Origin of the sequence: Gottfriedia acidiceleris, from assembly GCF_004138285.1 — a bacterium.
In the GTDB taxonomy this organism is placed as follows: domain Bacteria; phylum Bacillota; class Bacilli; order Bacillales; family Bacillaceae_G; genus Gottfriedia; species Gottfriedia acidiceleris_A.
In genome coordinates, this window is sequence record NZ_SCFN01000013.1 from 121,085 (window position 1) to 132,552 (window position 11,468).

10 protein-coding genes and 2 riboswitches are annotated in these 11,468 nt (G+C 33.0%); of the genes, 4 read left to right on the forward strand and 6 right to left on the reverse strand.

The features are described from left to right. Positions 1–15: 15 nt before the first annotated feature. Positions 16–125, reverse strand: a riboswitch (TPP riboswitch). Positions 126–360: 235 nt separating this feature from the next. Then, positions 361–475: riboswitch (TPP riboswitch) on the forward strand. 137 nt (positions 476–612) lie between these two features. Then, positions 613–2,391 carry a phosphomethylpyrimidine synthase ThiC gene (gene thiC, locus EP747_RS17745; RefSeq protein ID WP_129691426.1) on the forward strand — a complete coding sequence of 593 codons (1,779 nt, stop codon included), beginning with the start codon at positions 613–615 and terminating at the stop codon, positions 2,389–2,391. A gap of 762 nt (positions 2,392–3,153) precedes the next feature. On the opposite strand, the gene EP747_RS17750 is transcribed toward thiC, so the two are convergent. Next, positions 3,154–3,333, reverse strand: a complete 180-nt coding sequence (locus EP747_RS17750) for a small acid-soluble spore protein H (protein ID WP_129691427.1) — start codon at positions 3,331–3,333, stop codon at positions 3,154–3,156. A gap of 500 nt (positions 3,334–3,833) precedes the next feature. On the opposite strand from EP747_RS17750, the gene EP747_RS17755 reads away from it, so the two are divergent. Next, positions 3,834–4,367, forward strand: a complete 534-nt coding sequence (locus EP747_RS17755) for a DoxX family membrane protein (RefSeq protein WP_129691428.1) — start codon at positions 3,834–3,836, stop codon at positions 4,365–4,367. Between the two features lie 56 nt (positions 4,368–4,423). Here the strand turns inward: EP747_RS17755 and EP747_RS17760 are convergent, their stop codons facing one another. From EP747_RS17760 to EP747_RS17775, 4 genes are all read right to left on the reverse strand, one after another. Then, a complete protein-coding gene (locus EP747_RS17760; RefSeq protein WP_129691429.1) occupies positions 4,424–4,558 on the reverse strand; it encodes a YjcZ family sporulation protein in 135 nt (44 codons plus the stop codon). Between the two features lie 176 nt (positions 4,559–4,734). Next, positions 4,735–4,995, reverse strand: coding sequence for a hypothetical protein (locus EP747_RS17765; RefSeq protein WP_025672087.1), 261 nt, complete (start codon positions 4,993–4,995; stop codon positions 4,735–4,737). Between the two features lie 177 nt (positions 4,996–5,172). Beyond that, positions 5,173–6,579: an amino acid permease gene (locus EP747_RS17770; protein WP_129691430.1), complete on the reverse strand. Its 1,407-nt coding sequence runs from the start codon at positions 6,577–6,579 to the stop codon at positions 5,173–5,175. 424 nt (positions 6,580–7,003) lie between these two features. Next, positions 7,004–7,183: an H-type small acid-soluble spore protein gene (locus EP747_RS17775; protein WP_056471502.1), complete on the reverse strand. Its 180-nt coding sequence runs from the start codon at positions 7,181–7,183 to the stop codon at positions 7,004–7,006. A gap of 346 nt (positions 7,184–7,529) precedes the next feature. Here EP747_RS17775 and EP747_RS17780 point away from each other — a divergent pair, with 346 nt between their 5' ends. Continuing rightward, on the forward strand, positions 7,530–8,489 hold the full coding sequence (locus tag EP747_RS17780; RefSeq protein ID WP_129691431.1) for a LacI family DNA-binding transcriptional regulator: 960 nt from the start codon (positions 7,530–7,532) through the stop codon (positions 8,487–8,489). A gap of 251 nt (positions 8,490–8,740) precedes the next feature. Here EP747_RS17780 and EP747_RS17785 read toward each other — a convergent pair whose 3' ends face one another. Further along, complete coding sequence (locus EP747_RS17785) at positions 8,741–9,640, reverse strand: LysR family transcriptional regulator (protein ID WP_129691432.1); 900 nt, start codon at positions 9,638–9,640, stop codon at positions 8,741–8,743. Positions 9,641–9,771: 131 nt separating this feature from the next. Between EP747_RS17785 and EP747_RS17790 the strand changes: the two genes are divergently transcribed. Then, positions 9,772–11,037 (forward strand): APC family permease, encoded by a 1,266-nt coding sequence (locus EP747_RS17790; RefSeq protein ID WP_129691433.1) that lies wholly within the window; start codon positions 9,772–9,774, stop codon positions 11,035–11,037. Positions 11,038–11,468: the final 431 nt, after the last annotated feature.

The window sequence follows — 11,468 nt, forward strand, 5'->3', positions numbered from 1 at the left end:
TGCACGCTAAGAAAAATATAAAATGCGCCACTTTCCTACGCAGGTACTAGCCTGTTCAGGTTTTGAGGGTTTAAAAGTAACTACTTTATTCTCAGCCCTTATCAAGGGATCCCCTAGTGATGAATATGTATGAAAATTAATCTTAGCATAGCATATAAAAAATAATATTCAATACTAAATTTATTTTTACTAGTCTAATTTTTTACCAGAAATTGGGCTTGAAGTATAGTGAAATCAGGTATTTTTGGTAGTATAAAAAAGCCCATAATTTTTTTAATTTGGAATTTCTGTAAAAATTTAGGGAAATAAAAACATTTACATTTTAAATTTGTGGGTTTATATTTAGTTTGAACAATTTAATAGATTGACTAGGGGTGTCCAATTAGTTGGGCTGAGAGAGGAACGCGATTAAGTTTCTTAACCCTCAGGACCTGATCTGGTTCATACCAGCGTGGGGAAGTTAGAAATTTCTCATTAATGATTTCATAATTATTAATGCAGTTTTGCTAACACTTAGCCGGGTCTTAAAAATAAGATACCGGCTTTTTTTCATGCTTTAAATGGATTGGATTTAGTCCTTTTTAAACCAATTAAAAAGGGGAATGAAATCAAATGAACAATTCTGTAAATGAAATGAATTTTTCCATCATGTCTAGTTTTTCAGGGAGTAAGAAGGTGTATGTTGAAGGATCTAGACCTGACATTAAGGTGCCAATGCGTGAGATTCAATTAAGTCCAACAACTGGCACTTTTGGCGAAGAAGAAAATGCTCCAGTTAGAGTATACGACACTAGCGGACCTTACACAGATTCAGCTAGCTCAGTTGATATTCGAATGGGCCTTAAGGCGATTAGACAAAACTGGGTGATCGAACGAAATGATGTTGAAGAGTATGAAGGGCGTGAAATAAAGCCTGAAGATAATGGATATAGAAAAGAGTCAGATCAACATAATGTTGAGGTATTTAAAGGGTTAAAAAGAAAACCGTTACGTGCAAAGAATCATGGAAATATTACTCAAATGCATTATGCTCGTAAAGGGATTATTACTCCTGAAATGGAATTTATTGCGATTCGAGAGAATGTTTCAGCTGAATTTGTTCGTGATGAGGTTGCAAAAGGAAGGGCTGTCATTCCATCGAATATTAATCACCCTGAAAGTGAGCCAATGATCATCGGTCGTAACTTTCATGTGAAAATAAACGCCAATATAGGTAATTCAGCTGTCACATCCTCAATTGAAGAAGAAGTAGAAAAAATGACATGGGCTACTCGTTGGGGAGCAGATACGATGATGGATCTTTCAACTGGGAAGAATATTCATACAACACGTGAATGGATTATCCGAAACTCGCCGGTACCAGTAGGGACAGTTCCGATTTATCAGGCGCTTGAAAAGGTTAATGGAATCGCTGAAGATTTAAGCTGGGAAGTGTTTAGAGATACTCTAATCGAGCAAGCGGAACAAGGGGTAGACTACTTTACGATTCACGCGGGTGTATTATTACGCTATATTCCATTAACTGCAAAACGAGTAACAGGTATTGTATCTCGTGGCGGGTCTATTTTGGCTCAATGGTGTTTAGCTCACCATAAAGAGAATTTTTTATATACTCATTTTGAAGAAATTTGTGAAATTATGAAGCGTTATGACGTAACATTCTCTTTAGGAGATGGATTACGACCAGGCTCAATTGCCGATGCAAATGACGAAGCACAATTTTCTGAGTTAGAAACACTAGGTGAGTTAACGAAAATTGCATGGAAGCACGATGTTCAAGTTATGATTGAAGGACCGGGACATGTACCAATGCACTTAATTAAAGAGAATATGGATAAACAATTAGAAATTTGTCAGGAAGCGCCATTTTATACATTAGGACCGCTAACGACTGATATTGCACCTGGATACGATCATATTACGTCAGCAATCGGTGCAGCAATGATTGGTTGGTTTGGTACTGCAATGCTTTGTTATGTAACTCCGAAAGAGCATTTAGGTCTTCCAAATAAAGAAGATGTAAGAGTAGGTGTTATTACATACAAAATAGCGGCACATGCAGCTGACTTAGCAAAAGGACACCCTGGTGCACAAAAAAGAGATGATGCACTTTCAAAAGCAAGATTTGAATTTAGATGGCGTGATCAGTTTAACCTTTCTCTTGATCCTGAAAGAGCAATTGAATATCACGATGAAACATTACCTGCTGAAGGAGCTAAAACAGCGCATTTTTGTTCTATGTGTGGTCCAAAATTCTGTAGTATGAGAATCTCACAAGATATTCGAGATTTAGTAAAACAAGAAGAACTTCAGAATGATTCAATCATTGAAGAAGGAATGAAAGAAAAAGCACTTGAATTTAGAAAACAAGGCGGAGAAATCTATCAATAAGGGTGTGAGCCTTATATGAATAGGGTAGAAGAAATTATAAAAGAAATAAAGAATTTGGAAAGAAATATGAATCAGTTGAAAATTGAACTGAATGCAATTCAAAAAAATTGTGTACATGATTTCCAGAATAAAGATACGATTCAAAAATGCCTTAAATGCAGTTTAATTGAAAGCTTGTCTTGGTAATATGGAGAAACAAAACTAAGGGTTTTTTTTTTCAGAGTGTTGAAATATATATTTTAGTCAATATTGAAAAATACAAACATTAAATGAATTTTTATGAAAAATAGTCTATTTATTTTTGTTTTATCTGCCATATCTTTTTGATAAATAGTTTGCTTGATTTTTAAATGTATTAACTAACTTGTAAAAATTAAAATATATATTTTTTTGACGATTAATATTTGTAAAGATGTGTAAGTCGTCATCATAAGTTACAATTTGATAAATAAAGGAAACTTCATTATTTCAATTGACTATTCTATTGTTTTTAAGATTATTATTTTTTTATAAAGAACTTGATTGGAACGTAAGGGTGCCAGGCTCCTATGGGAGAAGCGGGAAGGCTGAGACCTTAGCAGGCGGCGCCGAGGAGGCTCAAGAATCTCGCCCCATGGAAAGCGAGTACCCTGTAGTGGAAATCAATATGACACAACTTAATTTTCAATGATCAATCCATCAATTTAATTGACAAATTCTTTTTTCAACAGCATGCAAAAACAAACCTCAAAACTAAGAGGTTTGTTTTTTGTTATTCAAGAATTAATGTTCTGACAAACTATTGATTGAGACTTCTTCCTCTCGATCTGGTTGACCCAGCGGATAGATTCTAGCAGTTTCATTTGCTTCATCAACATGTTGAATATAAATTGGCACTCCATTATATGTAACATTAGCCATTACAGCTGAAGAAGCGATTTCTTGAGCTCGTTGTTTATTCATAAGTAACCTCCACTTAATTAAATTAAAAATAGTAACCTAACATATTATTAACCGTGATGTGATTAGGTATTCATTTATAATTTGAAAGTTATTTCATCTTAAAAAGCATGTTATGTTTTTAAATACATTATTAACACATTAAAGAAAGGACATGGTGGAAATAGGAAGAAAACCTTCAGTAGGATTAAGATAAATAAAAAAGAAATAACAGAAAGACTTACGCTTTTAAATGTTAGAGAAGGTCTATTTTTTTTGGCTTTTAAGTGAAAATACTTAAGGTAAAGAAATAAAGTGGGAATAGGAAAAATCAAGAAGGTTTATATACAAAATTTACCATTGAAAATCATTATCATTACTGATAGGATTATCAATGTAATTGATAATGATAACTATTTTCAATAAGTTGTAAAGAAGGGGATTTTATAGAGGAAATCTAATTTGAGAATTAAATTTAATTTTTTTAGACTTTCTTACTTTAAAGATTTGGAGAATTTATTTGTATGGAATTATTCATTCAGCAACTTAAAACTAATGCTTTTCAATGTTTATTTACCTTAATGCGAATTCTATTTGGAATTGGTTGGTTATTTGCTGGGGTTACGAAAATTACTGAAAAGCGTTGGTATAGTGAACCTGGGGTTTTTATTAAAAACTATTTTATTTTGGCCATTGAAAAGCCAAATGTCCCTGAGTTTTATAAATATTTCATTCAACATTTTGCAATGAAGCATTACTTATTTTTTAATTACACGATTCCAGTAGTTCAAATTCTAATTGGCATTTTATTAATAATGGGTTTATTCATTCTTCCTTCTGTTTTATTTTGTCTTTTTATGCATATTAATTTCATTCTTTCCGGTAATATGAACTTAATAAGTTTAACCTTATATACAAGCGCTTTTGGAATTTTATTTTCTTTAAATCGAGTTTACGTGTTAAGTTTAGATCGTTACCTTGGAATAGAAAAACTGTTCCTCTTAAAAAGGTCAGTACATATTAATACAATTCATTCTAAGCAAGCACAAGCTTCTTAATATATTATAAAAAAACTCCTGTTAAAATTTAACAGGAGTTTTATAGTTTTTAATGATTACCAGTGATGTCCATATCCATATCCGTCATATCCAGACCAGCAAGCTGCTCCAACAATGATTAATAAGATAAATAGAACAACGATTAAAGCAAAACCGTTAAGGTGATGATGTCCGTGATGTCCAGTACTCATACATGTGACCTCCTTCATACGATATTTAAGGGAAAACCTCCCTTAGGGTCATGTAACTAATTGTGAAAATTACAATTAGGAGAGGTGGATAATGTATCGTATGTTTTTTTGCCAACTATGAAACTAGTCTATAATGTAATTAGGCTTATACCTAGACGTAAGTTTTAATAAATGAATTATTTTTCCTTAGGCAGTGAAATTGCTGTTTCAACTACATAACCATTTTGAAACTTCACAGCAATTGTACCCAAATAAGTGTCAGTAGGCTGAAGTGTTTCGGTACAAGTAAAATAACGAATATGTACAACTTCCTTCGTATCTTTACTAATCTTTTGACAAGCAAGTAAATTACTTAGTCGTTTTAATGCGATATCTCTTTTCACTCCAATAAGATCCTTTTTAATAAATGATTCATAATAATTTTTTAATGGGAACATTTTAACAGCTCCTGTTCATTCGAAAATAAAATTTCTTAAGTCGTATCATATCATAAAGTAAATCTGTTTTTGTAAAGTTTGCTGTTGTGGATATTTATAATTATTCTAGAATGATGAGGAAAATATGTAACTAACAAAAAAATCCCACTATAGGTTACTATAGTGGGATTTCATTACTTATGCAGTTTGATTTGAATCCTTATCAAACTTATTTTTACCGTTTAGTTTAGAATTTTTATAACCGTATGTTATATAAATTACTAAACCGATTACTAACCAAACTGCGAAACCTTTCCAAGTAAATGATGAAAGTTGTAGCATTAAATATACACAGAATACAACAGCTAATACTGGTACTACAGGTACCCAAGGAGTTTTGAATCCACGCTTTAAGTCTGGACGAGTTTTTCTTAATACAAGTATACCAAGAGAAACAGCAGAGAAAGCGAATAGAGTACCGATATTTGTTAATTCAGCTAATTTGTTTAATGGAATTAAGCCAGCGAATAATGCAACTAGTCCGCCAGTTACCCAAGTGCTTGTTACAGGAACTGAAGTTTTCTTATTAACTTTTGATAATTTACCTGGTAATAAACCGTCTTTACTGATTGCATAGAATAGACGAGTTTGTCCAAACATCATTACGATTAATACAGTTGTAATACCGATGATTGCGCCAAGTGAAATGAAACCAGCAGCCCAATCTTGGTGAATAAATGCTAGTGCAAAAGCAACAGGGTCTTTAACACCTAATTGATCAAACGGAACGATACCAGTAAGAATTAATGAAACGACAATATATAAGATTGTACAAATTGTTAAAGCAGAGATAATACCGATTGGTAAGTTACGTTGAGGATTTTTAACTTCCTCAGCTGCAGTTGATACTGCGTCAAAACCAAAGTAAGCAAATACTACTACTGCAGCACCAGCTGTTACACCATGGAATCCCATTGGCATAAATGGAGTCCAGTTGTGCGGTTCAACGTACCAAACACCTACTACGATGAAAAGTGCTACTACTGCTAATTTTACAATTACCATTATCGTGTTAAGTTTTGCTGATTCTCTAACACCTCTAGTAAGTATGAACGTTACAAGTAAAACAATGATTACTGCTGGTAAATCAATAAAAGTATGTTTAGATGGATCAAATGCACTTGATAAAGCTGTAGGAAGGTTTATTCCAAAACCATGTAATAAACTTTGGAAATATCCAGACCATCCACTTGCTACTGCTGAAGATGCAAGTCCATACTCTAGTACCATATCCCAACCTAATATCCAAGCTATGACTTCACCAAAAGCAACATAACTATAAGTGTAAGCACTACCAGCCTCTGGAATCATAGATGCAAATTCAGAGTAACAAAGTGCAGCGAATGTACAAGCTAAACCTGCGATAATAAATGAAAGAATAAGTGCTGGACCAGCGTAATCAGCTGCTGCTACACCAGTTAATACGAATATACCTGTACCGATGATGGCACCGATACCTAACATTGTAAGATCAAACGCCCCTAGAACTTGTTTAAGTGAACTAGGCGAACTGCTTGTAACTGATTTTTTTCGAAATAAATTCATATGAGCCTCCTCTAATCCTATTTTGGTAGTTTTTTAATTTTCTATTTAGAAAGTTTATTATTTTCTAATTTTACCTCAAAAAATAGAAAATTCTGACAATTAGCTCCGAAGTAATGTAATATATTGTCGTTCTTAAGTGATTTTTATGATAACACACTTATAAAAATATTCAAAGAATTTTTCGACTTTTTTTTCAATTTTTTTAAAAAAATGTAGTAAATTCGACATATTACTCAATACCTAGTGGTTCGGTTGAAATGAACTAGATGGCAGTTATGCCATAAGTAACAATGAATCACTAAATTCTTCATATTTCATAGGGATGCAATTGTAATCAGGCTAAATATATATATTTTAATGTTTTTTCTTCAAAAATGAAATAAACCTCCTTAATAGAGGTTTATTTTTGGGTCTTTTTTATCATTTAATGTTCTTTTAAGTGACTTAATGATACTTCTTTATCATTTTGTGGTTGATCAAGAGGATAAATTCTTGCTGTACCCTCATTTTTATTAACATGCTGAATATAAACCGGTACTCCATCGCATGTTACATTAATCATACCAGGTGCAGCTACGATTTCTAATGCTCTTTCAGTATCCATCATAATACCTCCTTTAATAACTAGCCTATTTTATTATTCACATAGCAAAGTTAGAGTATTCATGGAAAATAGGTGCTTTTTTAAAGGATTATGTAATATAGGACAGGGAGGGAAATTGTTGGAGCAAAAATAAATTATGTTTTAAGTTTTGCCTTCATTTCTTAACTCGTTTCTTTTCTTGTTGTATGATAGCAAAGAAAGCGAAAAATAATATTGAACTACACATAAATAGTAAACAAAGTAAGCCAAAAAGTATTTGCATATTCGTACCTCCTTTTTATTATGAGAACAGCGTAAAGTATGGAACTAGTTTCAGAGCAAGAAAAAGTTTAGAAAAGGTGAGAAAATGTCTAATATTAAAGAAATTGCGAGGATTGCCGGCGTTTCGGTTACAACAGTCTCACGAGTTTTAAATGATGAACGATATGTTAGTGAGGAAAAAAGAAAAGCAGTCTTAAATGCAATTGAGTTAACCAATTATCAACGAAATCAAAATGCAGTCAATTTAAGTAAAGGAAAAACTAATCTAATTGGAGTCGTCATTCCGTTCTCGCATCATCCGTATTTTGGATTGCTAATTGATGGGATCGCAAACGAGGCGATAAAAAATAATTATAAGCTCGTACTATTTCAATCAAATTATGAGGAGAAGAGAGAAATAGAAGCATTAGAGATGTTACAGCATAAACAAATAGACTCACTCATTATTTGTTCTAGAATTTGTTCAATTGAACTGATTGAAGAGTATAAGCAATATGGACAGATCATATTATTTGAAGATACGAGAAATACAGGGGTTTCTTCAACCTTTATCGATCATTACAATAGTTTCATGATCGCATTAGAATATTTATATAAAAAAGGGCATCGAAAAATCGGTTATTGTATTGGCCGTAGAACAGGCATGAATAGTAAAAAAAGAGAGGCTGCCTATATTGATTTTCATAAGAAATATAATGAGTCAATAATTAGCGACTTCGTATTTGACAATTGTTATTATTTCGAAGATGGTGAAAGAGTTGTCCAATCTTTGTTAAATTTAAAAGAGAGACCAACAGCTTTGTTAGTAACAAGTGATCAAGTAGCTGCGGGTGTACAAACTTGCTGTAATGATCATGGAATAGCTATTCCTCAAGATTTAGCGATAATAGGGTTCGATAATCAACCTATTGCAAAAGTAATGAAGTTAACAACAGTCGAAATTCCATTAAGGGAAGTGGGTAAGAAACTTTTTATTCAAGCGATTAATTCTGAAATTACACAAGAAGAAATTGCGTTTAAATTAATCGAACGGCAAACTGTATAATAAAAAAGCTAGTCAGGAACTAGCTTTTTTTCATGTCGTTGAATGGTGAAGAGCCAAATAAAAAAGCACAAACTGCAAATAAATTTGATATATATGCAAATAAAACAGTCGTATCTACAAAAATCAGCATAACTGCTCAAGAATTAGTCTGAACGTTTTATCAATAAATTTCACACCTTGATCAATAAAGTTAACAATGTGTTCGAACTTTTTCCTGAGTAAATAGCTTCAAAGCAAAAACTAGTAAGAAACTAGCTTTTGATAGAATGATTCCACAAATGAGACTGTTCTCTAACAACTTCCATAAATTTTCTAGCAGCACGTGATTGCCATCTGTTTTTATGCCAAGACATGATCGTAGATACACTTCCTAAATTTGTATCCCAATTTATGACTTTTAGTCTTTGTTGCTGTATTTCATTTTGAACTGCTACGAGTGGGAGTATGGATATACCAAGTCCACACATAACACATTGTTTAATTGCCTCAACACTCCAAAATTCCATTCCAGACTCAGTTGCGATACCTTTACTTCTTAGAAATGCTTCAAAATAATCACGATAACTGCCTTGTTCTGTGAGAATTATATTTTCATTCGTATTTAGTGTAAACGATGAAAGTGATCTAATATCAGAAGTTGGAGGTAGCAAAATGACAAGTGGTTCTTCAATCAGTGTTTCCGTATACAAATCTGAATCCGTTAATGGAGCCTGTAGGAAGAAGCCAATATCTAAATCACCTCGACGTAATTCATCTTGTAATTCCCAACATGAACCAGATTTCATCATAATATTTACTTTCGGATTGTGTGTTCGAAAAGCTTGGATAATTTGTGGAAGACGATAGATCGTTAAAGATTCAGGAGCACCAATCTTTAACGTGGATACCTCTTCATTTTCCATTTGGAATACATCTTTTGCTTTTGTATAGAGCTGAATCATTTCAATTGCGTGAACTAAAAAGTTCTCACCGACCTCGGTCAGATGAACTTTTTTACCTAATCGGTCAAATAAAGGTACACCTAACTCTTGCTCAAGTGCTTGTATATGTGCAGTAACTGTAGATTGTGCATATCCGAGATGGACCGCAGCTCTAGAGAACCCGCCCATATCCACAATTGATTTAAACGTAATTAAATGACGGATTTCCATAATAGCCTCCTAAGTATCGGATTTTCCGATGGTTTATATCATAACTATTCATTTTACCGATGTTAGGTCGGTTCATATAATTAAAGTATACGAGATTACAATTTGTTTCAATAACTATTGGAGGGATATTAATGAGGAATCGGAAAATTGGTTTTCTTTTGCTCAGCGGTTTAATGATTGGACCTATTTTAGGTTCGGGAATTATCATTTTACCACCTGCAGTGTATGAAACTGCAGGCAATTATGCTATTTATGCTTGGGTTCTTATGCTTGGTTTAAGTTTAATATTTGCACTAATGTTTGGAAAGCTAAGTCTGCTGATTCCAGGAGATTCTGGAGTACCTTTGGCAGTTGAGCGTGCATTTGGTACACAAATAAAAAATCTTTCAGCTATTTTCTTTTTACTTGCAGTTTGTTTTGGACCAATTGCAGTTACAGGTACGGCAGGGCATTACTTACAACTACTGACGAATCAAAGTTTCTTCAATGAAAAGTGGTTAGCTTTAGGAATACTATGCTTTGTTTATATCATTTTAACTAGAAGCATTGCCGATGTTGGAAAATTTGCCTTTTTTATGTCTAGCTTCATTGTAGTGACGCTTATAGTTGGCAGTATTCATACATTATTTACAGTTGATGGGAGCTTTACTTTATCGAATCCAATTACTGTTTCTGATTTTGGAGAAAGTCTACTTTTATTATTTTGGGCTTTAATCGGGTGGGAGGTCATCGGTAGCTATTCTTTAGAAGTAAAAACACCAGAACGAACAATTCCTAGAGCAGTAGTCTTAAGTTTCTCGATTATAGCAATAGTAAGTCTAACAGTTGCATTTGCTTTCCAGTGGATTCATTCTAATAATGTAAATATGATGGATCAATCATTAGCGCCGTTACTTCAGAGTTTATTTGGAAGTTGGTCAACTCCGATTATTTCATCAATTACAATTGCACTTTGCATTAGTACGGTATTGCTAGTAATAGGAGCAGTATCAAGACTAATCGCCGATCAAGCCAAAAACGGTTTATTACCTTCATGGCTTTCTTTTAAAAATAAAAATAATGTGGCAACTCGATCATTATTTAGTTTGTTTGGCATTCATATAATTGTATTTATTCTTTATTTTAATGACTTCCTAAGTATTCAAACACTTGTAGCAATTGCAAATGCATTCTTCTTATGCAACGCTTTACTAGGAGTGTTGGCATGTTTGCGATTATTTGATTCCGTATTTTTTAAAATCGGTTCCTTTATTCTAGCAATTTGCTTTTTAGGAATACTCTTATTTTCCTCACCGGTCATTCTAATATTGATCGTATTAGTTTCAGTGTACTTTATTTGGCTACAAAAAAGAGATTCTAAACAACATGAAAAAATTCTACAAGTTGGAAATGAATAATGGGTTAGTTTGGAACCTTCTTTGAAAAAATAGTATATTTATTATTGTTTTATCTTTCATCTTATTGATAAACAAGTGGTTTTGGTTGATAGATAAATGTTTAACTAACTTGCAAAAATTAAATTATCTTCTTTTTTGAATCAATATTTGTAAAGATGTGTAAGTCGTCATCATAAGTTACAATTTGATTAATAAAAGGTAATTCATTCGTTCAATTGACTATTCTATTGTTTTTAAGATTATTCTTTTTTTATAAAGAACTTGATTGGAACGAAAGGGTGCTCGACTCCTATGGGAAAAGCGGGAAGGCTAAAGACCCCGCAGGCTGCGCCGAGGAGGCTCAGGTCTCGCCCCATGGAAAGCGAGCACACTGTAGTGGAAATCTATGACACAACTTCCTTATCAAGGATCAAACCAACAATTTAATTGAC

Excerpts from the sequence above, each read along its gene's own strand:
- thiC (WP_129691426.1), top strand. The coding sequence starts at position 613 with ATGAACAATTCTGTAAATGAAATGAATTTTTCCATCATGTCTAGTTTT.
- EP747_RS17750 (WP_129691427.1), bottom strand. The coding sequence starts at position 3,333 with ATGAATAAACAACGAGCTCAAGAAATCGCTTCTTCAGCTGTAATGGCT.
- EP747_RS17755 (WP_129691428.1), top strand. The coding sequence starts at position 3,834 with ATGGAATTATTCATTCAGCAACTTAAAACTAATGCTTTTCAATGTTTA.
- EP747_RS17760 (WP_129691429.1), bottom strand. The coding sequence starts at position 4,558 with ATGAGTACTGGACATCACGGACATCATCACCTTAACGGTTTTGCTTTA.
- EP747_RS17765 (WP_025672087.1), bottom strand. The coding sequence starts at position 4,995 with ATGTTCCCATTAAAAAATTATTATGAATCATTTATTAAAAAGGATCTT.
- EP747_RS17770 (WP_129691430.1), bottom strand. The coding sequence starts at position 6,579 with ATGAATTTATTTCGAAAAAAATCAGTTACAAGCAGTTCGCCTAGTTCA.
- EP747_RS17775 (WP_056471502.1), bottom strand. The coding sequence starts at position 7,183 with ATGGATACTGAAAGAGCATTAGAAATCGTAGCTGCACCTGGTATGATT.
- EP747_RS17780 (WP_129691431.1), top strand. The coding sequence starts at position 7,530 with ATGTCTAATATTAAAGAAATTGCGAGGATTGCCGGCGTTTCGGTTACA.
- EP747_RS17785 (WP_129691432.1), bottom strand. The coding sequence starts at position 9,640 with ATGGAAATCCGTCATTTAATTACGTTTAAATCAATTGTGGATATGGGC.
- EP747_RS17790 (WP_129691433.1), top strand. The coding sequence starts at position 9,772 with ATGAGGAATCGGAAAATTGGTTTTCTTTTGCTCAGCGGTTTAATGATT.